Annotated in this window: 27 protein-coding genes; 16 read left to right on the forward strand and 11 right to left on the reverse strand. The window is 71.3% G+C overall.

All coding sequences use genetic code 11. The annotated features are described in order from the left end of the window. Positions 1-19: 19 nt before the first annotated feature. Positions 20-2,290: a heavy metal translocating P-type ATPase gene (locus tag ACZ5GT_RS24925; protein WP_469030101.1), complete on the forward strand. Its 2,271-nt coding sequence runs from the start codon at positions 20-22 to the stop codon at positions 2,288-2,290. 510 nt (positions 2,291-2,800) lie between these two features. Here the strand turns inward: ACZ5GT_RS24925 and ACZ5GT_RS24930 are convergent. From ACZ5GT_RS24930 to ACZ5GT_RS24950, 5 genes are all read right to left on the reverse strand, one after another. After that, positions 2,801-3,247 (reverse strand): hypothetical protein, encoded by a 447-nt coding sequence (locus ACZ5GT_RS24930; RefSeq protein WP_469030104.1) that lies wholly within the window; start codon positions 3,245-3,247, stop codon positions 2,801-2,803. Further along, entirely contained in the window at positions 3,244-3,510 is a 267-nt protein-coding gene (locus tag ACZ5GT_RS24935; RefSeq protein ID WP_469030108.1) for a hypothetical protein, read from the reverse strand. Before ACZ5GT_RS24935 ends, ACZ5GT_RS24930 begins: the two co-directional genes overlap by 4 nt. 31 nt (positions 3,511-3,541) lie before the next feature. Further along, the gene (locus tag ACZ5GT_RS24940; RefSeq protein ID WP_469030112.1) at positions 3,542-4,435 is read right to left on the reverse strand and encodes a phosphorothioated DNA-binding restriction endonuclease; all 894 of its coding nucleotides are present in this window, start codon (positions 4,433-4,435) and stop codon (positions 3,542-3,544) included. Positions 4,436-4,523: 88 nt separating this feature from the next. After that, positions 4,524-5,063 (reverse strand): SRPBCC family protein, encoded by a 540-nt coding sequence (locus ACZ5GT_RS24945; protein ID WP_469030119.1) that lies wholly within the window; start codon positions 5,061-5,063, stop codon positions 4,524-4,526. Positions 5,064-5,101: 38 nt separating this feature from the next. Next, positions 5,102-5,551: an ASCH domain-containing protein gene (locus ACZ5GT_RS24950; RefSeq protein ID WP_469030126.1), complete on the reverse strand. Its 450-nt coding sequence runs from the start codon at positions 5,549-5,551 to the stop codon at positions 5,102-5,104. Between the two features lie 192 nt (positions 5,552-5,743). On the opposite strand from ACZ5GT_RS24950, the gene ACZ5GT_RS24955 reads away from it, so the two are divergent. After that, positions 5,744-6,142, forward strand: a complete 399-nt coding sequence (locus ACZ5GT_RS24955) for a nuclear transport factor 2 family protein (RefSeq protein WP_469030129.1) — start codon at positions 5,744-5,746, stop codon at positions 6,140-6,142. 83 nt (positions 6,143-6,225) lie between these two features. Here the strand turns inward: ACZ5GT_RS24955 and ACZ5GT_RS24960 are convergent, their stop codons facing one another. Next, a complete protein-coding gene (locus ACZ5GT_RS24960; protein ID WP_469030132.1) occupies positions 6,226-6,864 on the reverse strand; it encodes a hypothetical protein in 639 nt (212 codons plus the stop codon). Between the two features lie 383 nt (positions 6,865-7,247). Between ACZ5GT_RS24960 and hemL the strand changes: the two genes are divergently transcribed. From hemL to ACZ5GT_RS25005, 9 genes are all read left to right on the forward strand, one after another. Continuing rightward, a complete protein-coding gene (gene hemL / locus ACZ5GT_RS24965; protein WP_469030135.1) occupies positions 7,248-8,564 on the forward strand; it encodes a glutamate-1-semialdehyde 2,1-aminomutase in 1,317 nt (438 codons plus the stop codon). A gap of 32 nt (positions 8,565-8,596) precedes the next feature. Further along, positions 8,597-9,244 carry a histidine phosphatase family protein gene (locus ACZ5GT_RS24970; RefSeq protein ID WP_469030282.1) on the forward strand — a complete coding sequence of 216 codons (648 nt, stop codon included), beginning with the start codon at positions 8,597-8,599 and terminating at the stop codon, positions 9,242-9,244. 200 nt (positions 9,245-9,444) lie between these two features. Beyond that, a complete protein-coding gene (locus ACZ5GT_RS24975) occupies positions 9,445-10,725 on the forward strand; it encodes a polysaccharide deacetylase family protein (RefSeq protein ID WP_469030138.1) in 1,281 nt (426 codons plus the stop codon). A gap of 77 nt (positions 10,726-10,802) precedes the next feature. Next, positions 10,803-11,420 carry a TlpA family protein disulfide reductase gene (locus ACZ5GT_RS24980; RefSeq protein ID WP_469030141.1) on the forward strand — a complete coding sequence of 206 codons (618 nt, stop codon included), beginning with the start codon at positions 10,803-10,805 and terminating at the stop codon, positions 11,418-11,420. A gap of 1 nt (position 11,421) precedes the next feature. After that, the gene (locus ACZ5GT_RS24985; RefSeq protein ID WP_360751432.1) at positions 11,422-12,192 is read left to right on the forward strand and encodes a cytochrome c biogenesis CcdA family protein; all 771 of its coding nucleotides are present in this window, start codon (positions 11,422-11,424) and stop codon (positions 12,190-12,192) included. A 3-nt stretch (positions 12,193-12,195) separates the two neighbouring features. Continuing rightward, complete coding sequence (gene resB / locus ACZ5GT_RS24990; RefSeq protein WP_469030150.1) at positions 12,196-14,058, forward strand: cytochrome c biogenesis protein ResB; 1,863 nt, start codon at positions 12,196-12,198, stop codon at positions 14,056-14,058. After that, complete coding sequence (ccsB, locus tag ACZ5GT_RS24995; protein WP_469030156.1) at positions 14,055-15,134, forward strand: c-type cytochrome biogenesis protein CcsB; 1,080 nt, start codon at positions 14,055-14,057, stop codon at positions 15,132-15,134. Before resB ends, ccsB begins: the two co-directional genes overlap by 4 nt. 70 nt (positions 15,135-15,204) lie before the next feature. Beyond that, positions 15,205-15,606: an SRPBCC domain-containing protein gene (locus ACZ5GT_RS25000; RefSeq protein ID WP_469030161.1), complete on the forward strand. Its 402-nt coding sequence runs from the start codon at positions 15,205-15,207 to the stop codon at positions 15,604-15,606. A 100-nt stretch (positions 15,607-15,706) separates the two neighbouring features. Further along, positions 15,707-16,537: a tetratricopeptide repeat protein gene (locus ACZ5GT_RS25005; protein ID WP_469030167.1), complete on the forward strand. Its 831-nt coding sequence runs from the start codon at positions 15,707-15,709 to the stop codon at positions 16,535-16,537. 157 nt (positions 16,538-16,694) lie between these two features. On the opposite strand, the gene ACZ5GT_RS25010 is transcribed toward ACZ5GT_RS25005, so the two are convergent. Next, the gene (locus tag ACZ5GT_RS25010) at positions 16,695-17,168 is read right to left on the reverse strand and encodes a nucleoside deaminase (protein WP_469030170.1); all 474 of its coding nucleotides are present in this window, start codon (positions 17,166-17,168) and stop codon (positions 16,695-16,697) included. Positions 17,169-17,335: 167 nt separating this feature from the next. On the opposite strand from ACZ5GT_RS25010, the gene ACZ5GT_RS25015 reads away from it, so the two are divergent. After that, positions 17,336-17,638: a hypothetical protein gene (locus ACZ5GT_RS25015; protein WP_469030174.1), complete on the forward strand. Its 303-nt coding sequence runs from the start codon at positions 17,336-17,338 to the stop codon at positions 17,636-17,638. Positions 17,639-17,678: 40 nt separating this feature from the next. Here ACZ5GT_RS25015 and ACZ5GT_RS25020 read toward each other — a convergent pair whose 3' ends face one another. Then, on the reverse strand, positions 17,679-18,659 hold the full coding sequence (locus ACZ5GT_RS25020) for a quinone oxidoreductase family protein (RefSeq protein ID WP_469030178.1): 981 nt from the start codon (positions 18,657-18,659) through the stop codon (positions 17,679-17,681). Between the two features lie 103 nt (positions 18,660-18,762). On the opposite strand from ACZ5GT_RS25020, the gene ACZ5GT_RS25025 reads away from it, so the two are divergent. Then, a complete protein-coding gene (locus ACZ5GT_RS25025) occupies positions 18,763-19,113 on the forward strand; it encodes an ArsR/SmtB family transcription factor (protein ID WP_469030183.1) in 351 nt (116 codons plus the stop codon). A 23-nt stretch (positions 19,114-19,136) separates the two neighbouring features. On the opposite strand, the gene ACZ5GT_RS25030 is transcribed toward ACZ5GT_RS25025, so the two are convergent. After that, positions 19,137-19,430, reverse strand: a complete 294-nt coding sequence (locus ACZ5GT_RS25030; protein ID WP_469030190.1) for a PLD nuclease N-terminal domain-containing protein — start codon at positions 19,428-19,430, stop codon at positions 19,137-19,139. 76 nt (positions 19,431-19,506) lie between these two features. Between ACZ5GT_RS25030 and ACZ5GT_RS25035 the strand changes: the two genes are divergently transcribed. Both ACZ5GT_RS25035 and mqnP read left to right on the forward strand, forming a co-directional pair. Further along, entirely contained in the window at positions 19,507-20,958 is a 1,452-nt protein-coding gene (locus tag ACZ5GT_RS25035) for a menaquinone biosynthesis decarboxylase (RefSeq protein WP_469030197.1), read from the forward strand. Next, positions 20,955-21,857, forward strand: coding sequence for a menaquinone biosynthesis prenyltransferase MqnP (mqnP, locus tag ACZ5GT_RS25040; protein WP_469030203.1), 903 nt, complete (start codon positions 20,955-20,957; stop codon positions 21,855-21,857). The genes ACZ5GT_RS25035 and mqnP overlap by 4 nt, the downstream gene beginning before the upstream one ends. Before the next feature lie 30 nt (positions 21,858-21,887). Here mqnP and ACZ5GT_RS25045 read toward each other — a convergent pair whose 3' ends face one another. Then, a complete protein-coding gene (locus tag ACZ5GT_RS25045) occupies positions 21,888-22,298 on the reverse strand; it encodes a PIN domain-containing protein (protein WP_469030206.1) in 411 nt (136 codons plus the stop codon). Beyond that, the gene (locus ACZ5GT_RS25050) at positions 22,295-22,513 is read right to left on the reverse strand and encodes a type II toxin-antitoxin system VapB family antitoxin (RefSeq protein WP_469030211.1); all 219 of its coding nucleotides are present in this window, start codon (positions 22,511-22,513) and stop codon (positions 22,295-22,297) included. The genes ACZ5GT_RS25045 and ACZ5GT_RS25050 overlap by 4 nt, the downstream gene beginning before the upstream one ends. A gap of 137 nt (positions 22,514-22,650) precedes the next feature. Here ACZ5GT_RS25050 and ACZ5GT_RS25055 point away from each other — a divergent pair, with 137 nt between their 5' ends. Beyond that, positions 22,651-23,325, forward strand: a complete 675-nt coding sequence (locus tag ACZ5GT_RS25055) for a UbiX family flavin prenyltransferase (RefSeq protein WP_469030214.1) — start codon at positions 22,651-22,653, stop codon at positions 23,323-23,325. The last annotated feature ends 59 nt before the right edge of the window (positions 23,326-23,384 follow it).

Genomic DNA, 23,384 nt, shown 5'->3' on the forward strand with positions numbered 1-23,384 from the left:
ATCAGCTTGAGGAGTGGTGATGGCTGCCACCGTCCACGACACAGCCGAGGTGGAACTCGCCATCGGCGGCATGACCTGCGCCTCGTGCGCCGCCCGGATCGAGAAGAAGCTCAATCGGATGGACGGGGTCACCGCCACCGTCAACTACGCCACGGAAAAGGCCAAGGTTTACTACTCCGGTGACGTGTCCGTCCCGGACCTGATCGCCACGGTCGAGGCGATCGGCTACACCGCCCGCGAACCCCAGCCGGTACGCGCCGAGCCCGCGCCCGGCACGTCCGGCGCGGAGTACGCGGAGCCCGCCGACGGACTGCGGTCGCTGCGGGAGCGGCTGGTCACGGCCGTACTGCTGGCCGTCCCGGTCATCGCGATGGCGATGGTGCCCGCCCTGCAGTTCGAGTACTGGCAGTGGCTGTCGCTGACCCTGGCGGCCCCCGTCGTCACCTACGCGGCCTGGCCCTTCCACAAGGCCGCCTTCACCAACGCCCGGCACGGCGCGGCCACCATGGACACCCTGATCTCGGTCGGCACGTCGGCCGCGTTCCTGTGGTCGCTGTGGGCGCTGTTCTTCGGCACCGCCGGCACCCCGGGCATGACCCACCCCTTCGAGCTGACCATCGCCCGCACCGACGGCGCCGGGAACATCTACCTGGAGGCGGCCGCCGGGGTGACCGCCTTCATCCTCGCCGGGCGCTACTTCGAGGCCCGCTCGAAGCGCAAGGCCGGCGCCGCGCTGAAGGCCCTGCTGGAACTGGGTGCCAAGGACGTCACCGTGCTGGGCCCGGACGGCAGCGAACGCACGATCCCCACGGCGGAACTGGTGGTGGGCGACCGCTTCCTGGTCCGCCCCGGCGAGAAGATCGCCACCGACGGCACGGTCGTCGAGGGCGCGTCCGCGGTCGACGCCTCCATGCTCACCGGCGAGTCGGTGCCCGTCGAGGTCGGTGTGGGCGACCCGGTCACCGGCGCCACCCTGAACGCGGGCGGCCGTCTGGTCGTCGAGGCGACCCGGGTCGGCGCGGACACCCAGCTGGCCCGGATGGCGAAGCTGGCCGAGGACGCGCAGAACGGCAAGGCCGCCGCCCAGCGGCTCGCCGACCGCATCTCCGGGGTCTTCGTCCCCGTGGTGATCGCCCTGGCACTGGCCACCCTGGGCTTCTGGGCCGGCAACGGAGCCGGACCGGCCGCCGCGTTCACCGCCGCCGTCGCGGTCCTGATCATCGCCTGCCCCTGCGCCCTGGGCCTGGCCACGCCGACCGCGCTGATGGTCGGCACCGGGCGCGGCGCCCAACTCGGCATCCTCATCAAGGGTCCCGAGGTGCTGGAGTCCACCCGCAAGGCCGACACCATCGTCCTCGACAAGACCGGCACCGTCACCACCGGCCGCATGACGCTGCTCGCCGTGCACACCGCCGACGGCACCGACGAGACCGAGGTACTGCGCCTCGCGGGCGCGCTGGAGCACTCCTCGGAGCACCCGATCGCCCGGGCGGTGGCGGCAGGGGCGGCCGACCGCGTCGGCGCCCTGCCCGCCCCCGAGGACTTCGCCAACGTCCCCGGTCTCGGCGTGCAGGGCATCGTCGAGGGCCACGCCGTCCTTGTCGGCCGCGAGAAGCTGCTGCGGGAATGGGCCATCGAACTGCCCGTCGGGCTGGCGCGCGCCAAGGCCGGAGCCGAGGCCGCGGGCCGCACCGCGATCACCGTCGCCTGGGACGGCGAGGCGCGGGCCGTCCTCGAAGTCGCCGACGCCGTCAAGGACACCAGTGCCGAGGCGATCACCCGGCTGCGTGCCCTGGGTCTGACCCCGATCCTGCTCACCGGCGACAACCGGGCCGTCGCCGAGGCGGTGGCCGCGGAGGTCGGCATCTCCCCCGAGCACGTCATCGCCGAGGTCATGCCGGAGGACAAGGTCCACGTCGTCAAGCGCCTCCAGGGCGAGGGCCGTGCGGTGGCGATGGTCGGCGACGGGATCAACGACGCCGCCGCGCTCGCCCAGGCCGACCTGGGGCTGGCGATGGGCACCGGCACCGATGCCGCCATCGAGGCCGGCGACCTCACCCTCGTACGCGGCGACCTGCGCGCCGCCGCCGACGCCATCCGGCTGGCCCGCAAGACGCTGGGCACCATCAAGTCCAACCTGTTCTGGGCCTTCGCCTACAACATCGCCGCCCTGCCGCTCGCCGCGGCGGGACTGCTCAACCCGATGATCGCCGGAGCGGCCATGGCCTTCTCCTCGGTCTTCGTCGTCGGCAACTCGCTGCGCCTGCGCGGCTTCAAGGCAGCGGACTGAGCAAGCCTCAGCGGAGGGGGGGGGGGGGGGGGGGGGGGGGGGGGGGGGGGGGGGCCCCCCCCCCCCCCCCCCCCCCCCCCCCCCCCTCTTCCGGTCTCCCGCGTCCGGCCCGCCGCAGTCGCCCCGCGCCGGCTCAGGACTGCCTGCCCAGCGTGACCTGCACACGCAGACACACCCCCAGCACCTGCCGGACCAACGTCACCTGTGCCGTGCCGAGACCGCACCACGTCCCGCACGACGTCCTGCTCGCCAACCGGGCGATACCCTTCGCCGTCACACGACCTGTATACCCCCTGTGGGTATGGTCAGTCGTCGTCGGGCAGCCCGGTCATCGGGGCAGGGTCTGGGTGACGCGCCACAGGCGACGGGGCAGGCCGCCCTCCTCGAACGCGGCCTGCCGTGCGCGGAGGCGGCCGAGGTCAGCCACTGCTCGGCCGGCACGGTCCACTCCCGCGCGGCCCACGCCCGGGCAGCCCCATGGACTTGCCGGTGTTCCGGACGACCGGTCCGTCAGACCTTCTCGACGCGCACGGAGTGGCCCGCGAGGAGTTGGTTCATGTCGTCGGCGTCGGAGGTGAAGACCGTTGCCTGGGCCCCCTGCATCGCCTCCCGCCGGGCCACCGCCGCCAGGACGGCGTCGATCGCGTACTTGTGACCGTGCAGGCCGGCCGCCTTCAGCATGTCGCGCGCCAGGGCGATCACCTGGTCGTCCGTGTGCACGACGCGGATCCGGGACAGCGTCCAGTTCCACAGCGCCTGCCTCGACGCCTCGCGAGGATCCCACGCCTCCAGGGTCGTGAGGGACGAGGTGACGATGGGGATGTCGAGTTGCGGAGCCGTCTTGATGAGCGCGGCCAGCTCCCGGTCGCCCAGTACCGCCTTGGACAGGGCCTCGGAATCGAACACGAAGACGCGCTGTCGCGGCTGGCGCGGCAGCGCTCGTCCAGTGCGGCTCACGCGGCCTCGTCCGTACCCGGCCGCTGCTCGTCGTGCCAGCCGTCGATGGCAGCGATGCGGTCCAGCGCCGCCTGCTGCTCGTCGTCCGACACCTCGCCGTGCTCTGCCTCAAGGCGTTCGGCCAGCTCGCGCAGTCGGTCCATCGCGTCCTGGTGAGCGGCGGCGGCCGCGATGTAGCCGGACACCCCGCGCGCGTCGACACGCTCCTTGATCGATTCGACCAGCTCTTCCGGCACGGTGATGGTGATCTTACGAGTGGCCATACTTCAAGTATGCCACGTAGGGTCGCAGTGGTCAGGCGGCCGTGGCCGGGCGGGGGTCGCCGTGGAAGACCTGATGGGTGTGCCAGTCGCGGTGGGCGGCCGCGACCGGACGGGAGCCGGGTTGTGGTCCTGTGAGCGGGCGGCCGGCGAGGGCTATGACGTGCTCGCGGGCGGCGGCGCTGTGGCCGACGAAGCGCTGTGAGACCAGGATGCGGTGATCGTCTCCCACGCCGAGGACGCCCTTGTCGAAGAGCTTGTGGTGCAGCGAGCACAGGCACAGCCCGTTCTCGGTGTCGTCCGGGCCGCCGAACGCCCACCAGCGCACATGGGCGGCCTCCAGCCCGACCGGCACCGTGCCGATCCTGCCGTCGTAACCGCAGAAGGCGCACCGGTACTCGTAGGCGATCAGCACCCGCTCCCGCATCCGCGGATCCCGCTGCCTGCGCGCCGCGGACGGCTGCTGGATCCCGGCCGGCTCCAGCTCCAGGCCGACTGCCTCGCACAGTTCGCCGTGCAGGGAGGGCGGGAAGTGCAGGTCGAGCAGCAACCGCGCGACCCTGCCGAGCAGTTCCGGTTCCCGTCGCAGCGCCGCCCTCAGCTCCGGCGCCAACCGTCCTACGGCGCCGGTCTGCCGGAGGTCTCCCACCCCGCTGCCGGGGCTGCCGGGTCCGCGGTCGGTGCGCACTTCCCACACGCCGTCGCTGACCAGGTGGTGGAAGGGGTAGGCGGGCGTCGTCCGGTTCGGCGGGCCGTACTCGGTCAGCAGCCGCTGCAGATCCCGCTCCACCGCGCTGTACCGCAGGCCGTCCTCGGCGTCCCGCTGGAACCGGCCGAGGGCGTACAGGAGCAGCAGCGGCTTGTGCGGGGCGCGGGTCCCGCTCCTGCTCCACTGCCTCAGCTTCGCGATCCGCTCCAGCCAGTCCATGGCGGCTGATCGTAGACGGCCGCTCCCGCCCGGACGACATCGGCCGGACGGGAGGGATCCGCCGTGGTGATCGCCGCAAGTCCCGCGATCAGACAGCCTGTTGCGCCTGCTCCGCGTCCGCCTTGATCCCGTTCAGCGTGGCGTGCATGTTGTCGCGCAGCTCACCGAGGCGGTGCGCCACGAGATGGTCCTCCTTCTCCGGCATCCGGTCGATGAGGGCGCTCAGCCCCGAGGGTCCGGGGCCGATGCGCACGGTCTGCCGGAGCAGGGTGCCTCCCGCCTCCGGGACGAGTGCGAAGCGCCATGTCGCCGCGGGTTCCGCCGGGTTCGGCGTCGCCGTCCCGAAGCGGCCGTCCGCATCGAAGACGCACCACGCGAAGGCCCGCTCCGGGGCGAGTTCGGTGATCTGCGAAACCGTGCGCCAGTCACCGATCAGGGGATGCCGGTTGTAACCGGCGAAGCGTGCCCCCAGCGCGGGAGCCGTCGCGCCGTCGAGCCATTCCGCGCGTTGCAGTTCGGGACTCCAACGGACGGGCGCTTCGATGTCGATCACGATCTCCCAGACCCGGGGTGGCGCCGCGGCGACGAAGATCTCGCATTGCGTGCTGGGCATGTCCGCGTATGACATCACGTCTCCTTGATCGTCCGGTATCGGTGGTCCCGCCGTCAGCCGGCCGGATCGGCGGGCCGCGGGGTGTCCGGGGCGTCGGGCTCGACCACCCGGAAGCGTTCGGCGACGACGAGGGTGTCGTCGTCGATGACCGGGGTGTGCCCCAGGAACTCGCTCACGCCGCTGCTCCGGAAGAATTCCTCGTGGGCTGCCCGCCACTGTGCCGCGTCCGAGTAGCCGCGCCCTTCCGCGCGGGCGAAGTCGTCGTCGATCTCCTTCATGGGAACGACGCGCACGTCGACGACCTCGATCGTGACGGCCGGACGGCCCGCGGAATCGAGCACCGAGAAGCGCTGGCCGATCACCGGCAGCGCTTCTCCGGCGTGTTCGTAGATCTCCAGCAGGCCGGTGAGCGCGGTCTTCCGGCCGCTCAGGACCGCCGACACACCACGGTCACGTTCCGGGCCGGGAAAGGCGAGTTCAAGCGTCGGGAGGTCATGGGGCACGGTCGGGTTCCTCTCGGCTCGGTGGGTCGGCACCCGCCCCGCCGCACTCCGCTTCGTCCGGACGCGGCAGGGAGAGCGGGGCAGGGTTGCCGCCTGCGCCCGCGGTGATCCTCGGCGACCCCGCCGACGCAAGCGCTTGACGCCGGTCGGGCACGGGTGCCCGGGGCGCCGCTCCGGTGTTACCGTCCCGGCGTGTCCAAGACCGAGATCGACGCGGTGACGGCCGAGTTCTTCGGCGCCTTCGACAACCGGGGTGGCAAGGTCGCCGACGTGGCCCGGATCCGCCGGCTGGTCCTTCCGAACGGTGTGATCGTCAAGTCCGGTCCGGAGTTCACGGTCTACACCGTGGAGGAGTTCATCGAGCCTCGCCGGCGGCTGCTGACCGACGGCCGGCTTGTCGAGTTCTCCGAGTGGGAGGTCTCCGAGCGGACCGAGATCGCGGGCGATATCGCGTCGCGTTTCGGTGACTACCGCAAGTCCGGGATCCTGGACGGTGAGCCGTACGAGGGTGGCGGGACCAAGACCATCCAGTTCGTCCGCACCCCGGACGGCTGGCGGATCACCGCGTTCGCCTGGTACGACCAGCCCTGACGTCACCCGCCGGTCCCCGCACGGCCGTCGGCACAGGACCCGCCCCGGGGTGAGCCCCCCCGGGGCTTCGGCTTCGGACCGGGTCAGGGCCACACCAGGCAGTACGGCTGGTGCCCCGCCTCGTGCAGGCGGTGGCTGAAGTCCTGCCATTCGTGGAGGAGTTGGTAGACGTTGAACGCGTCCCGCGGGCCGCCGCGGTCGGGGACCGTCGACCAGATGAACGCCGCCGCGCCGACCGCCTCCTCGCCTATGCCGCGCAGCGGGTCGACGACCGTCATGGGCAGCTTCACGACCGCGTAGTCCGGATGCAGGACGACCAGCTCGAGCGGCGGCACCTTGTGCAGCGGGACGCCCTCGATGCCGGTGAGGACCATCGCCGCCATCGTCTCCGGCTTGATCTTGGTGAACATGCCACCCATACCGAGCTCGTCGCCGCCGAGTTCCTCGGGGCGCATCGAGATCGGGACGCGGGCCGCGGTCGCGCCGTCGGGCGCGCCGAAGTACTTGTACGTCACCCCCACCCGACCACCATTCCTGCTTCCCGTGCTGAGCTGATCGATCCGACGTTCCATACGTCGTTCGTCGCGCTCCGACTCACCCGGCACGCCGTGTCCTTTGAGTGCTTCCGAAGATTCCTCCGCTTCGCGTCGGTGCCTTCCCCGCCGGGCACGTCGAGGACCCAGGTCGTCAGTCCCCTCGCCCAGTCCGCCACCGCGATGCATATCTCCACCCGACTGCTTTTCTAGGACGCGTGGCCCCCGCCGCGCAACCCGATCATCGTGTCAGTGACCTCCCCCACGGCCGCACGCCGAAACGTGCGCTGAAATACCCGTCCGCGGGATCTCCGCAGCCCCCGACCACGCCCGTGTGCGTCATGGGGCCCGTGAGCTGTGTGTATCAGGTCCCAGTCTCGCAGACCACGGGGCTCGGGGGCGGGTCGCCGGGTCAGGAGACCGGGCACGGGACCCGGCACCGGCCGCACGGGAGACCGGGCCGTGCGCTCGCTCGTGCGCCCGCTGCCGCCGGCGACGGCTGGCCTACCCTGAGGAGGTCACTGGCAACCGGATCCCGAGCAAGTCGGAGAAGGTCGGAGAAGTCGCAGGTCATGAGCGAATTGCCCTATTCATACGACGCGCCTGTCTCGCAGGCCCTGTTCGACCGGGCGGCCGCCGTCACCCCCGGCGGCGTGAACTCCCCGGTGCGCGCCTTCGGCGCCGTGGGCGGCACGCCCCGGTTCATGGTGTCCGGCAGCGGGCCGTACCTCACCGACGCGGACGGGCGTGAGTACGTCGATCTCGTGTGCTCCTGGGGGCCCATGATCCTCGGGCACTCCCACCCCGAGGTGATCGCCGCCGTGCAGGAGGCCGTCTCCCGCGGCACCTCCTTCGGCACACCCGGTGAGGGCGAGGTCGCGCTCGCCGAGGAGATCGTCGCCCGGGTCGAGCCGGTGGAGCAGGTGCGGCTGGTCAGCAGCGGGACCGAGGCGACCATGTCGGCCATCCGGCTCGCGCGCGGCTTCACCCGGCGCGCCAAGGTGATCAAGTTCGCCGGGTGCTACCACGGGCACGTGGACGCGCTGCTCGCCTCCGCCGGGTCCGGCGTCGCCACCTTCGCCCTGCCCGACACCCCGGGCGTCACCGGCGCCCAGGCCGGCGACACCATCGTCCTGCCGTACAACGACCTGGAGGCCGTGCAGGAGGCGTTCCACCGGCACCCGGGCGAGATCGCCTGCGTGATCACCGAGGCGTCGCCGGGCAACATGGGCGTCGTACCGCCGCGGCCCGGGTTCAACCAGGGGCTGAAGGACGCCTGCCGGGAGAACGGCGCCCTCTACATCTCCGACGAGGTCATGACCGGCTTCCGCACCAGCCGCGCCGGCTGGTACGGCGTCGACGGCGTCCGGCCCGACCTGATGACCTTCGGCAAGGTGATGGGCGGCGGGTTCCCCGCGGCCGCGTTCGGCGGCCGGGCCGACGTCATGGCGCACCTCGCGCCCGCCGGGCCCGTCTACCAGGCCGGCACCCTCTCCGGGAACCCGGTCGCCACCGCGGCCGGCCTCGCCCAGCTGCGCCTCCTCGACGACGCCGCGTACGACAAGGTCGACGCCGTGTCGGAGCAGATCCGCGGGCTCGTCACCGAGGCGCTGGGCAAGGAGGGCGTCGCGCACCAGGTGCAGAACGCCTCCAACATGTTCTCCGTCTTCTTCACCGACCGCGAGGTCCGTGACTACGAGGACGCCAAGAAGCAGGAGTCCTTCCGCTTCACCGCGTTCTTCCACTCGATGCTGGCGCAGGGCGTCTACCTGCCGCCCTCGTCCTTCGAGTCCTGGTTCGTGTCCACGGCCCACGACGAGCGGGCCGTCCAGAAGATCGCCGACGCCCTCCCGGCGGCGGCCCGAGCCGCTGCGGAGGCGACGGCGTGAGCACCCCGAGCGACATCACGGTCGTCCACCTCATGCGGCACGGCGAGGTCGCCAACCCGGACGGGATCCTGTACGGGCGGCTGCCCGGCTACCACCTGTCCGAGCTCGGCCGGCAGATGGCCGACCGGGTCGCCGAGCACCTCGCCGGCCGCGACATCACCTACGCCGTCTCCTCCCCGCTGGAGCGGGCCCAGGAGACGGCCACCCCGATCGCCAAGGCGCACGGCCTCGACCTCGCCACCGACGAACGGCTCATCGAGGCCGACAACATCTTCCAGGGCAAGACCTTCGGCGTCGGGGACGGGGCGCTGCGCCGGCCGGAGAACTGGAAGTACCTGGTCAACCCGTTCAAGCCGTCCTGGGGTGAGCCGTACCTCGACATCGTCGTACGGATGATGCGGGGGCTGGACGCGGCCAAGGACGCCGCCCGCGGCCACGAGGCGGTGCTCGTCAGCCACCAGCTGCCGATCTGGATCGTGCGCTCGTACGTCGAGCGGCGGCGGCTGTGGCACGACCCGCGCAAGCGGCAGTGCACGCTCGCCTCGCTGACGACCTTCACCTACCAGGGCGACCGGATCGTGTCCGTCGGCTACTCCGAGCCGGCCCGCGACCTGGTCCCGGCCCATCTCCTCGCCGGAGCCAGGCCGGTGAAGGGGAAGGACAAGGCGTTCGGCGCCTGAGACACCCGGAACATCCCGGAGGAACCCGGCGGGTGCCCGCCGGGTGCCCGGCGGGTGCCCGCCGGGTGCCTCTGGTTCCCGGCGCTCCATGACGCGCTCGTGACATTCGTTGCGGAACCGGTGAGCCGGGCCGGAACCTCCACGTTCGTCATGTCCTCTGACTATGTGAACCAACAGAGGACATGACGAACGGGGTTGTAATGCGCGCGCTCTCTCGGAGGGGAATGCTCGGTCTCGGTGCGGGAGTCGCGGCCACCGCGGGACTCGCGGGCTGCGGCAGCCTCAAGCCGTCGCACGGACCGGCCCGCGGCGAAGGCGCCGGAGGATCCGGAGGCCACGGCAAGAAGCCCACCGGGCATCCGGCCCGGCCCCTCGGTGACGGCTCGACCTCGTTCACCGGCGGCCAGCCGGGACAGCCGAAGAAGCCCGAACCGCTCGAGCCCGGCCAGACCCCGCCGCAGTTCGTCGTCTTCTCCTGGGACGGCGCCGGCGAGGTCGGCAACGGCCTCTTCCCGCGCTTCCTCGACCTCGCCAAGGAGCACGGCGCGCACATGACCTTCTTCCTCTCCGGCCTCTACCTGCTGCCGGAGTCGAAGAAGCGGCTGTACGACCCGCCCAACAACCCGCGCGGCGCCTCCGACATCGGCTACCTCACCGACGAGCACGTCAAGGCCACCCTGAAGAACGTCCGCCGCGCCTGGCTCGAAGGGCACGAGATAGGCACCCACTTCAACGGCCACTTCTGCTCCGGCTCCGGCACGGTCGGCAACTGGACGCCCCAGCAGTGGAAGAGCGAGATCCAGCAGGCCAAGTCCTTCGTCAAGGAGTGGCGCACCAACACCGGCTGGACCGACCTGCCCGCCCTGCCCTTCGACTACGACAAGGAACTCGTCGGCGGCCGCACCCCCTGCCTGCTCGGCCAGGACAACCTGCTGCCCACCGCCCGCGAGCTCGGCTGGCGCTACGACGCCTCCTCGCCCGGCGGCCGCCAGGTCTGGCCCGACAAGAAGCAGGGCCTGTGGGACCTGCCGCTGCAGCAGATACCTTTCCCCGGACACAGTTTCGAGGTCCTGTCGATGGACTACAACATGCTCGCCAACCAGTCGGTCAACTCCACGAACGCGCCCGCCTACAACTACCCGGCCTGGCGCGAGCAGGCCGCCCAGGCGTACATATCGGGCTTCGAGCGGGCCTACGACACCAACCGCGCGCCCTTCTTCGTCGGCAACCACTTCGAGCAGTGGAACGGCGGCATCTACATGGACGCCGTCGAGCAGGCGCTGAAGCACATCGCGCGGGAGAAGGAGAAGGGCGCGGACGTGCGCATGGTCTCCTTCCGGCAGTTCGCCGACTGGATGGACGTGCAGAAGCCCGAGGTGCTCGCGAAGCTGCGCACCCTCGACGTCGGCCAGCGGCCCGCCGGAGGCTGGAAGGACTACTTTGCGGACGTCGTCTCCACGGCCTCCGGAAAGGCCGCCTGACCTGCGGTTCCCCGGTCCCCGGGCGACCGTGAGGGGGGTGCGCAAGATCCTCGGAACGGACATGCGAAACTTTTCACATGACCGCCGCCAGCCGCGCCCCCCTGCGCTCGAACCGACGTAGCCGTGCCGCCCTCGCCGCCCTGGCCGCGGCCGCCGCGCTGACCGTGTCCGCGTGCGGTTCGGGAGGCACCTCGGGCGGGGGCGGTGACACCAACTTCGTCATGGGCAAGGACGGCATCTCCACCGCGGAGAAGGGGGAGCGCGCCGCGGCGCCCGACCTGTCGGGCAAGACCGTGGACGGCGGGCAGGTCGACGTCGCCTCCTTCAAGGGCAAGATCGTCGTCCTGAACATGTGGGGCTCCTGGTGCGCCCCCTGCCGGGCCGAGGCGCGCAACTTCGAGACGGTCTACCAGGACCTCAAGGGCAAGGGCGTGCAGTTCGTCGGCATCAACACCCGCGACACCAGCATCGAGAACGCGGTCGCCTTCGAGAAGCAGCAGGGCATCACCTACCCCAGCCTGTACGACCCGACCGGCAAGCTGATGCTCCGCTTCAAGAAGGGCACCCTGAACCCGCAGGCCGTCCCCTCCACCCTCGTACTGGACCGGGACGGGAAGATCGCCGCCCGCTCGCTGGCCGCGCTCAGCGAGGAGAAGCTGCGCAAGATGGTCGCCCCGGTCCTCGCGGAGAAGTGACGTGAGCGCCGTCACCACGCTCGCCGCGACGGGCTACAACGGCACGGTGCTCAACGGGGCCCTGCTGGTCGCGCTGCCCGTCGCGCTGCTCGGCGGACTCGTCTCCTTCTTCTCCCCGTGCGTCCTGCCCCTCGTCCCCGGCTACCTCAGCTACGTCACCGGGGTCACCGGCACCGACCTGGCCGAGGCCCGGCGCGGGCGGATGGTGGCGGGCGCCTCGCTGTTCGTGCTCGGCTTCACCGCCGTGTTCGTCTCCAGCGGCGCGCTGTTCGGCTACTTCGGCGACAGCCTCCAGGACAACAAGGGCGTCCTGTCGAAGGTGCTCGGCGCGTTCATGATCCTCATGGGGCTCTTCTTCATGGGCCTGATGCCGTGGATGACCCAGCGTGAGTTCCGCCTGCACAAGCGGCCGGTGGCCGGCCTGGCCGGCGCCCCCGTCCTGGGCGCGCTGTTCGGCATCGGCTGGACGCCCTGCATCGGCCCGACGCTCGCCTCCGTGCTGGCCCTGTCCTCGCAGCAGTCCAGCGCGGGCCGCGGGGCCGTCCTGACCGTCGCCTACTGCCTCGGCCTCGGTGTGCCCTTCGTGCTCGCCGCGGTCGCCTTCCGCAAGGCGCTCGGCGCCTTCGGCTGGGTCAAGCGCCACTATGTCTGGGTGATGCGGATCGGCGGCACGATGATGATCGTGACCGGTCTGCTGCTGCTGACCGGCGCCTGGGACCGCCTCGTGCAGGACATGCAGTCCTGGTCCGCCGGCTTCACTGTGGGGATCTGATCGATGAGCAAGACCACCACCGACAACGCCCCCGCCACGGGCGAGGACCAGGACCTGGGCGCCGCCGGTTCCCAGCTGTCCACCGCGCCCAAGGAGGAACTGCCGAACCTGCCCTCCCTGGGCGTGATCGGCTGGGCGCGCTGGTTCTGGCGCCAGCTCACCTCGATGCGGGTGGCGCTGCTGCTGCTCCTGCTGCTGTCGCTCGGCGCGATCCCCGGCTCGCTGATCCCGCAGACCGGCATCGACGCGACGAAGGTCGCCCAGTTCCGCAAGGCCCACAACCTCCTCGGGCCGGTCTACGACAAGCTCGGCCTCTTCCACGTCTACAGCTCGGTGTGGTTCTCCGCGATCTACATCCTGCTGTTCGTCTCGCTCATCGGCTGCATCGTGCCCCGCACCTGGCAGTTCGTGGGCCAGCTGCGCGGCCGTCCGCCGGCCGCCCCGCGCCGGCTGACCCGGCTGCCCGCCTACACCACCTGGCGCACCACCGCCGAGCCCGAACAGGTCCGCGAGGCCGCGCTCACGCTGCTGAAGAAGCGCCGCTTCCGCGCCCACATCGCCGGTGACGCGATCGCCGCCGAGAAGGGCTATCTGCGCGAGATCGGCAACCTCGCCTTCCACGTGGCGCTGATCGTGATGCTGGTCGCCTTCGCCTGGGGCCAGCTGTTCAAGTCCGAGGGCTACAAGCTGGTGGTCGAGGGCGACGGCTTCGCCAACACCATCACGCAGTACGACAACTTCAAGTCGGGCAACCTGTTCACCACCGACGACCTCACCCCCTTCAGCTTCGACCTGAAGGATTTCCGGGGCACCTACGAGGAAACCGGCCCCAACCGGGGCACGCCGCGCACCTACCAGGCCAAGATCGACTACAGCGTGGGCGCGTACGGCAAGGAGAAGAAGACCACGATCAGGGTCAACGAGCCGTTGGAGGTCGGCGACTCCAAGGTCTACCTCGCCGCCCACGGTTACGCGCCCGTCGTCACCGTCCGCGACGGCAAGGGCAACGTCGTCTACCGCGACGCCGTCCCGCTGCTGCCGCTGGACTCCTTCGCCACCTCCTCCGGCGCGATCAAGGTGATGGACGGCTACCGCAACGCCAAGGGCGTCCGGGAGCAGCTCGGCTTCCAGGCGTTCTTCCTGCCGACCTACACCGTGGGCAGCGAGACGGCCTCCACGTTCCCGGCACTGCGCAACCCGACGCTGAACCTGGTCGGCTACCACGGCGACCTCGGCGTCGACTCGGGCATCCCGCAGAGCGTGTACCAGCTCGACCTGAAGAACATGAAGCCGTTCAAGAAGGCCGACGGCCAGGTGCTGCGCAAGAACCTGCACCCCGGCCAGACCATGACGCTCCCGGGCGGCGCCGGCTCGATCACCCTCGAGAAGCACGTCAGGGAATGGGCGCAGTTCCAGATCACCCAGCAGCCCGGCAGCGGGTGGGCGCTGGGCGGCGCCCTGGTGGCGATCTTCGGCCTCGCCGCGTCCCTGTTCGTCCAGCGGCGCCGCGTCTGGGTGCGGGCAACGCGGGGCGCCGACGGCGTCACGGTCGTCGAGATGGCCGGGCTCGGCCGCAGCGAGTCCGCCAAGGTGCCCGAGGAACTCGGCGACCTCGCCGGAATCCTCTACGACCAGGCGCCGGGCGCCCCCGAACCCGACGCCTCCGCGGACTCCGACGCCTCCGACGCCGCGGACGACACCGACGAAGCCTCCGCCGGCCCCTCCGGCCGGGCACCCGCCAACCCCTCCGGCCCGGCATCCGCCGCCTCCTCAGCTTCCGCCTCCGCCGACTCCTCCGACTCCGCCGATCCCTCCGATTCCCCCGACCCCGAAGTCGTTCCTGCCGAAGGGGCTGAGAAGCAGTGAATCTCGCCGCCGCCACCAACGAACACCTCGCGAACATCAGCAACACGCTGATCTACTCCGCGATGGCCGTCTACACCCTGGCCTTCTTCGCCTACATCGCCGAATGGCTCTTCGGCAGCCGCAGCAAGGTGGCCCGCACGGCCGCCGCGCTCACCGAGCCCAAGAAGGCGGCCGCGGCCCCTGCCGTCACCGTCAAGAAGGCCGGCGGCACCGCCGTGCTGGAGCGGCCGAAGGTCGTCGTACGGTCCGCCGCCGGCTCCCGTGACGTGCCGGACGGGCCGGGCGCGCACGGCGGGGACGCGCAGGGCGACCTCTACGGGCGGATCGCCGTCTCCCTCACCGCGCTCGCCTTCCTCGTCGAGCTCGGCGGTGTCCTCGCGCGGGCCCTGTCGGTGGAGCGGGCGCCGTGGGGCAACATGTACGAGTTCAACATCACCTTCTCCACGGTCGCCGTCGGCGTGTACCTCACGCTGCTCGCGCTGAAGAAGAACATTCGCTGGCTCGGGCTCTTCCTGATCACCACGGTCCTGCTCGACCTCGGTCTCGCCGTCACCGTCCTGTACACCGCCAGCGCCCAGCTGGTGCCCGCCCTGCACTCGTACTGGCTGTACATCCACGTCTCCACGGCGATCCTGTGCGGCGCGGTCTTCTACGTCGGCGCGGTCGCCACGCTGCTGTACCTGTTCAAGGACAGCTACGAGAACAAGCTCGCCACCGGCGGCAAGCCCGGCCGCTTCGCCACGTCGTTCCTGGAGCGGCTGCCCGCCTCGGCGAGCCTCGACAAGTTCTCCTACCGCGTCAACGCGGCCGTCTTCCCGCTGTGGACGTTCACGATCATCGCGGGCGCCATCTGGGCGGGCGACGCGTGGGGCCGCTACTGGGGCTGGGACCCCAAGGAGACCTGGTCGTTCATCACCTGGGTCGCCTACGCCGGTTACCTGCACGCCCGCGCCACGGCCGGCTGGAAGGGCCGCAAGGCCGCCTACCTCGCCCTGCTCGCGTTCGGCTGCTGGCTGTTCAACTACTACGGCGTGAACATCTTCGTCTCCGGCAAGCACTCCTACGCGGGCGTCTGAGAGCCGGACTCCGAGCCGGACTCCGAGCCCCTCGGGTGCACAACGTTCCCGTGCGCGTCACGCTGGTGTCATGACCGGTTCCATAGAACAGGGCACCAGCCAGACCCACGGGAACACGCATATCCTGCACTTCCTGGTGCGGCTCCCGCGGCCCATGGAGCAGGCCTGGCCGGCGCTGGCCACCCCGGAGGGGCTCGCGGGGTGGTTCACCGCCGCCGACGTCCTGGAGCCCCGGCTCGGCGGCGAGGTCGCCCTGCGCGATCTGGGCGAGGGCCAGGTCACGGCGTGGGACGTGGACCGGGTCGCCGAGTACACGCTGCGAGGCGGCGGGCGGGTCAGATTCCACCTGGAACGGGCCGGGGACGACGGCTGCCTGCTCCGCTTCACCCACGAGTTCCAGGGCGAGCACGAGTCCGAGGCCCGCTGGCGCGCCCGCTTCGAGCGCCTGATCGACGTCCTGGAGAAGTCCTAGAACGGCCACTCGACGGCCACCGCCCGGCCGGGCCGCACCCTTCCGGGGTGTCCCGAGCCCGTGGGACCATGCGCTGTGTCCGCGGACAACGGGGGGCGGGGTGGGCAGACACGGTGGGCTGAAGGGCTGGACGGCCTGTGTGCGCGCGGTCGGACTGGCCCGGAGCGGGCGGGTCGACGCCGCCCGTCGGCTGTACCGCCGCGCGGCGGACGCGGGCAGCGTGAACGCGCAGTACAACCTGGCGCTGCTGCACGTGGACGCCGGTGAACTCGACGAGGCGATCGGATGGTTCCGCCGGGCCGCGGACAGCGGTGACACCGGAGCCATGCACGGGCTCGCCAAGTGCCTCCTGGACACCGGGAATCCGGAGGTGGTCGAAGAGGCGCTCGATCACTACCGCAAGGCGGCCGCCCTCGGCCGGGTCGAGTCGCAGTACAACCTCGGGCGGTACTTCCAGGCGGCGGGCAACGAGAACCAGGCCAACTGGCACTTCGAGATGGCTTCCTACTCGGGTCACCGCGAAGCCGCCATCGCCATCGCCGGCAGCCGGCTCAGGCGCGCCGATTACCCGCAGGACGAGGAACTGCTGGAACGGGAGGCGGCCGGGGGACACCCCGGCGCGCTGGACATCCTGGGCCACCTGGCCGAGAGACGCGGCGACCTCGGCCGGGCCGCCGCTCTCTACGAGCGCTCGTACGACGCCGGGTTCACCGGCGGGGCGGTGAACCGGGGGCTGCTGTACGAGGGACAGGGGAACCCGGCGGAGGCCGAGCAGTGGTATCGCAGGGCCGCCGAGGCGGGGAACGCCGGAGGCATGTACGCGCTCGGGGTGCTCATTGCCAAGGACGGCCGCGAGAGCGAGGCCGTGCGATGGTTCACCGAGGCGGCCGCGCTGGGTGACCCCCGTGCCCGGCGGGCCCTCCGGCAATGAACCCGGGCCGCCGGGCCGAGCCGCTCCACGGCACCGTGTGCGCCCTCGCCGCCACCGGGGAGCCGCGACGGCCTGCGCCGCGGGACCACAGGCTGCGCCTGCTCGGCGCCCGCCGGCCAGGGCCGCAGACCGATGGCCGGAACACGGGGGCAGGGCGTCACTCACCGATGCCGGTGCCGCCGATGTCACCGATGTCCTCGTTCCACAGGGCCGGCTGCCTGTCGATGAAGTCGCGCATCATCCCGGCGCACTCGGGGTCGTCCAGCAGCACGATCTCCACGCCGTGCTCCGCCAGCCAGTCGTGCCCGCCGTGGAAGGTCTCCGCCTCCCCGATCACGACCCGGGAGATGCCGAACTGCCGGACCAGGCCGGAGCAGTACCAGCACGGCGACAGGGTCGTCACCATCGTCGTGCCGCGGTACGAGCGCTGCCGCCCCGCCGCCCGGAACGCGGCCGTCTCCGCGTGCGTCGAGGGGTCGCCGTCCTGGACGCGCCGGTTGTGGCCCCGGCCGAGGAGGGTGCCGTCGGCGCCGTACAGCGCGGCCCCGATCGGGATGCCGCCCTCGGCGAGACCGGCGCGGGCCTCCTCGACGGCGGTGGTGAGCCAGGTGCGTGCCTGTGCCAGATCCATGCGCCCCACTCTCCTGTGGCCGAAACGCGAGGGCAACCACCGTTGACCGGCGGCGGCGGTCGTGGCCGTGCGGGCCGTGCGGGCCGTGACCTGCGGGCGTTCTTCCCTTACGGGCGGATTCCGCTCGGAAACGGCACAGAAGGCGCCCCGTCCCCTACGGTGAGCGCGTGGACGAAGAAGAGGACAAGCGCCTGGCCGCCCTCACCCCCGAGGTCTCCCGCCTCTCCATCGACCTCCTGCGCAGGGCGGCCGGGACCTACCCCGCCGAGGAGATCGCCCGGGAGGCCCTGGACTGCGCCGACGACATCCTCGACCGCTACGGCACGGACGGCCTGCGCGTCCTCGTCATGAGCCTCACCTGCTGGGCCACGGTCCAGGTGGAGATCAACGCCCACGCCTCGGGCCGCCCCCTGCAGTCCCTGCTGGACGACATGCTCCTGACCTGGCTGGAGGCCGACCCGGAGGAGTGAGCGGCGGCTCCCCGCACCTGGAGCGCCGGCCGCCCGGTGCTCAGTGCGCGCCGCCCACCCGCAGCAGCAGCTTGCCGGTGCTGGTCCGGGCGCCCATCAGACGGTGCGCCTCGGCGGCCTCTTCCAGGGTGAACTCGGCCGTCACCGGCAGGGACACCGTCCCGTCCACCACCTTCGCGAAGGCCCGTTCGGCCAGCGACCGCAGCTCGCCCGGCGCCGTCCGCGCCAGCGTGAGGATCGAGAAGCCGCCGACCGACACGCCCCGCGGGTACAGCTCGGGCTGCCCCACGCTCCAGGCCGGCGCCGAGCTCGCGTTGCCGAAGGAGACCAGCCGCCCGAAGACCGCCAGCGAGGCCAGGCCGGCCCGGAGGGTCTCGCCGCCGACGGGGTCCAGCACCAGGTCGACCCCGCGGCCGCCGGTCACCGCCCGCACCGGCTCCGCGAACTCCCCGACGAACACCTCGTCGTAGCCCTGTCCGCGCGCGTACGCCGCCTTCGCCGCGCCCGACACCACGCCGTACACCGCCCCGGCGCCCGCCGCCTTCGCCAACTGCCCCACCACGGTGCCGACCCCGCCCGCCGCGCCCTGCACGAGGACCGTCTCGCCGGGCTGGAGCCGGCCCACGGCGTGGACGAGCGCGTAGGCCGTGGGCAGCACGGTCGGCAGTGCCGCCGCCGTGCGCAGGTCCGCACCGGCCGGGAGCGGGAAGACGGTCACGGCGTCGGCGAGGACCACGTCCGCGTACGCCCCGCCTTCCGTCAGGGCGGTCACCTCCTGCCCCGTGGTCAGACCGGTGACGCCCTCGCCCACCGCCCGGACGCGGCCGGACACCTCCAGACCCGGGCGGAAGGGCAGCTCCGTGACCCGGTAGCCCTCCGAACGCGCCTTGAGGTCGGCGAAGTTGACCCCGGCGTACGCCACGTCGACGCTCACCTGGCCGGGGCCCGGTTCGGGGACGTCGGCCTCCACCACCTTCAGGACCTCGGGACCGCCGTACTCCTGGAACTCCACCGCGCGCATGCCGCACCCCGTCACGTCGAAGACTGTTCAATCAAAAGCGAACAGTCGGGAGTGTATGGTTCTCATCGAACACTCGCAAGCGGAGAGCGGACAGGAGCGCGGCGTGGCGCAGCGGACCACCACCAGTCATCGGGCCGCCCCCGAGCACACCCACCCCGACGACGTCTCCGTGCAGACGGCGCTGGCCGCCCTCGCCGACCCGGTACGCCTCACCCTGGTGCGGGAGTTGGCGGAGTCGGCCGAGTGGTCGCGCAGTTGCGGCAGCTTCGACGTGCCGGTCGGCAAGGCGGCGCTGAGCCATCACTTCGCCGTACTGCGCGGGGCGGGTCTGGTGGAGCAGCGCGACGAGGGCCCCCGGCGGGTCAACCGGCTGCGCAGGAGGGAGTTCGAGGCCCGCTTCCCGGGGCTGCTGGAACTCGTCCTGCGAAAGGACGCCCCGCCCCGGGAGGCGTGACGTCCGCGAGGTGTCCGCGCCCCTCAGGCGCCGTCGTTGTCCTCGCCGCGCCGGTTCTCCTCGCGCAGCGACTTCAGGAACTCGGGGTTGTCGTCGGGCGCGACCCAGCGGCCCTGACCGGAGGCCGGCGCGGTGCGCTTCCGGCCGGCGACCAGCCACGCCACCGGGCCGACGAGCACCTCGCCGAACAGCAGGATGATGAACACCCAGGCCACCTTGGGCAGCCCGCGCACTTCGTCCTCGGGCGTGTTGAGGCAGTCCACGAACGCGTAGATCCACAGCGCCAGGACCAGTAGGAAGGGCAGATACCTGAGCATCGTCGTGCGATCCCCCAGACGAGTGAGCGGGCCCCGGTGACCGAGCCAGCGTATCGGGTGGCAGATACTGGGACGCATGGCATACGACGATCTTCGCTCCCTGCTCAGGGCACTGGAACGCGAGGGCGACCTCAAGCGTGTCAAGGCCGAGGTGGACCCGTACCTGGAGGTCGGGGAGATCGTCGACCGGGTGCAGAAGGCGGGCGGCCCGGCGCTGCTGTTCGAGAACGTGAAGGGCTCCTCGATGCCCCTCGCGATGAACGTCTTCGGCACCGACCGCCGCCTGCTCAAGGCCCTGGGCCTGAAGTCGTACGGCGACATCAGCGACAAGATCGGCGGGCTCCTGAGGCCGGAGCTGCCGCACGGGTTCGTCGGCGTCCGCGAGGCCTTCGGCAAGCTCGGCGCGATGGCGCACGTACCGCCGAAGAAGGTGAAGGACGCGCCGGTGCACGAGGTCGTGCTCACCGGCGACGACGTCGACCTGGAGCGGCTGCCGGCCCTGTTCACCTGGCCCAAGGACGGCGGCTCCTTCTTCAACCTGGGGCTGACCCACACCAAGGACCCGGAGACCGGGATCCGCAACCTCGGCCTGTACCGCCTCCAGCGCCACGACCGGCGCACGATCGGCATGCACTGGCAGATCCACAAGGACAGCCGCAACCACTACCAGGTGGCGGCCCGGCGCGGTGAGCGGCTGCCGGTCGCCATCGCCTTCGGCTGCCCTCCGGCCGTCACCTACGCCTCCACCGCCCCGCTGCCCGGCGACATCGACGAGTACCTCTTCGCCGGGTTCGTCGCGGGCAAGCGGATCGAGATGGTCGACTGCAAGACCGTCCCGCTGCAGGTGCCGGCGAACGCGGAGGTCGTGCTGGAGGGGTGGCTGGAGCCCGGCGAGATGCTGCCCGAGGGCCCCTTCGGCGACCACACCGGCTTCTACACCCCGCAGGAGCCCTTCCCCGCCCTGACCATCGACTGCGTGACGATGCGCAGGCGGCCCCTGCTGCAGTCGATCGTGGTCGGCCGGCCGCCGACCGAGGACGGCCCGCTCGGCCGGGCGACGGAGCGGTTCTTCCTCCCGCTGCTGAAGATCATCGTCCCGGACATCGTGGACTACCACCTCCCCGAGGCGGGCGGTTTCCACAACTGCGCGATCGTCTCGATCGACAAGAAGTACCCCAAGCACGCGCAGAAGGTCATGCACGCGATCTGGGGGGCGCACATGATGTCCCTGACGAAGCTGATCGTGGTGGTCGACTCCGACTGCGACGTGCACGATCTGCACGAGGTCGCGTGGCGGGCCCTGGGCAACACGGACTACGCCCGCGACCTCACCGTCGTCGAAGGCCCCGTGGACCACCTCGACCACGCCTCCTACCAGCAGTTCTGGGGCGGCAAGGCGGGCATCGACGCGACGAAGAAGTGGCCCGAGGAGGGCTACACCCGCGACGGCGGCTGGCCCGACATGGTCCTGTCCGACCCGGAGACGGCGGCGAAGGTCGACCGCCGCTGGAAGGAGTACGGCCTGTGACCAGCGCCTCCGCCGCGATCCCGCAGCCCGGACGCACCAAGGCGTTCCTGCGCCTGGTGATGATCGAGCACTCGGTCTTCGCCCTGCCGTTCGCCTACATCGCCTCGCTCACCGCGATGTACGAGTGGGACAAGAACATCCACTGGGCCAAGCTGCTGCTGGTCACGGTCTGCATGGTGGGCCTGCGCACCTTCGCCATGGCGGTGAACCGGATCATCGACCGCGAGATCGACGCCCGCAACCCGCGCACCGCGCACCGCGAGCTGGTGACCGGCGCGATGTCGGTGAAGCACGCCTGGACCGGCGCCCTGATCGCGGTCGTGGTCTTCCTCGGCTCCGCCGCCCTGCTCAACCCGCTCTGCCTGGCCCTGGCGCCGGTCGCGGTGATCCCGATGGTGGTCTACCCGTACGGCAAGCGGTTCACGAACTTCCCGCAGGCCATCCTGGGCCTCGCCCAGGCCATGGGCCCGGTCGGCGGCTGGCTCGCCATCACCGGCGAGTGGTCCTGGGACGCGGTGATCCTCGGCCTCGCGGTCGGCGTCTGGATCGGCGGCTTCGACCTGATCTACGCCTGCCAGGACGTCGAGACCGACCGCGAGATCGGCGTCATGTCGGTCCCGGCCCGCTTCGGCATCCCGGCGGCGATCTGGGGCGCCCGGGTGTGCCACGCGGTGACGACGGCGCTGTTCGTCTGGTACGCCCTCGCCACCGGCGCGGGCGCCTTCTTCTGGCTGGGCCTGCTGATCGTGGCGGGCGCGTTCGTGTACGAGCACTCCATCGTCCGCCCGCACGACCTCTCCCGCCTGAACCGGGCCTTCTTCAGCGTCAACGGCTTCATCGGCATCGCCCTGTTCGCCTGCGCCCTGCTGGACCTGCTGGTGCGGGGGCTGACGCTGTGACGTCGTGACGGGCGGTGGGGTGTCGCGGGATCAGTCGCCGCGTGCCTCACCCCGGGTCATGGGGATGCTTGGTCTCACCTTGGCGATGGCCTCGAAATCGTCGTCGACGTGCAGGACGGTCAGGCCATGCCGCTCGGCGGTGAGAGCGATCAGGATGTCCATGGGGGAGGGGCCGCGATGGTGCCCGATCCTCACCAGGTCCCGCTGTACCTCCACGATCTTCGGCCACGGGTCGTCGAGTGCGGGAACCCAGCCGAAGGTCTGGCCGAGAACGGTGAAGAAGGGCTCGTAGTCCCGGTCGGACCGGAGGCCCGGCATCAGTTCGGCCTCGACGGGCGGACAGATGGCGACCAGCCCGCGTGCCACCCGGTCGGGCCACGGTGGACCGAGCTGTCGGCGCAGAAGCCGCCACACGGCGGAGGTGTCGGCCAGGTATGTCACAGTCCCGCCCGTTCCCGTTCCGCGAGGACGTCGAAGTCCAGGAACGCATCGGCGTTCTCCTGGAGCCAGCCCAGCGCACGTGCCCGGTCGTCGGCACTGATCGCGGACGCTATGGTCAACGCCCGGTCGATGGTCTCCCGCTTGGTCTTGGTGCCGAGCTGGCGCTGAGCGAAGGCCAGCTTGTCGTCGTCGATGTCGACCAGGGTCTTGGACATGAGGCCTCCCACGACCGCGCGTATATATCGCGCACAACTTTATATCAACCAGTGGCTGCCGGGCCGGCGGCGCTGCCTGCGCGGCGCCAGGGCAGCGCGGTCCCGAGCACCCCTCGTCCCACCGGTACGCTCAAGATGTGAACGCAGGAGAAACGCAGCGCACGCCTTGGATCGTGGGGGTGTCCGGGGCATCCGGCACGCCGTATGCCGCCGCGGTGCTGCGCGCGCTGCTGGACGCCGGTGAGAGCGTCGACCTGGTCGTCAGCCGGGCCTCGCGGCTCACCCTGCTCGACGAGACGGGGATCTCCTTCCGGGACGGCCACTGGCAGGACGACCTGCGGGAATGGCTGTCGCGGGGGGCCGACGGCAAGCCGGACCGCTTCCAGGTCGACCTCGCGGGCGTACGGCACTGGAGTGCCGGGGACCTCGCCGCCGGGCCGTCCTCGGGGTCGTACCCGAGCAAGGGCATGCTGATCGTGCCCGCTTCCACCGCCTGCGTCGCGGGCGTCGCACTCGGGCTGTCCAAGGACCTGCTGCAGCGGGCGGCGAGCGTCACCCTCAAGGAGCGCCGCAAGCTGGTCGTGGCCGTGCGCGAGGCCCCGCTGGGCGGCCAGACCCTGCGTCACCTGGTCGCCCTGGACGACGCCGGCGCGAGCGTGGTGCCGGCCTCGCCGGGCTTCTACGCGGGCGCCACCCACATCCAGGACCTGGTGGACTTCGTCGCCGGGCGGGTGCTGGACGCGGCGGGCGTCGAGCACGGCCTGTACCGGCGGTGGAAGGGCGACCTGGGCGGCGGCGCGCCGGGCCGGTAGACAGAGCACGCAACCCCTCGCTTCTTCAGCACCGCCCGGCACCTCCCCGTACCTCTCAG

The organism is Streptomyces sp. NPDC031340, from assembly GCF_055569945.1.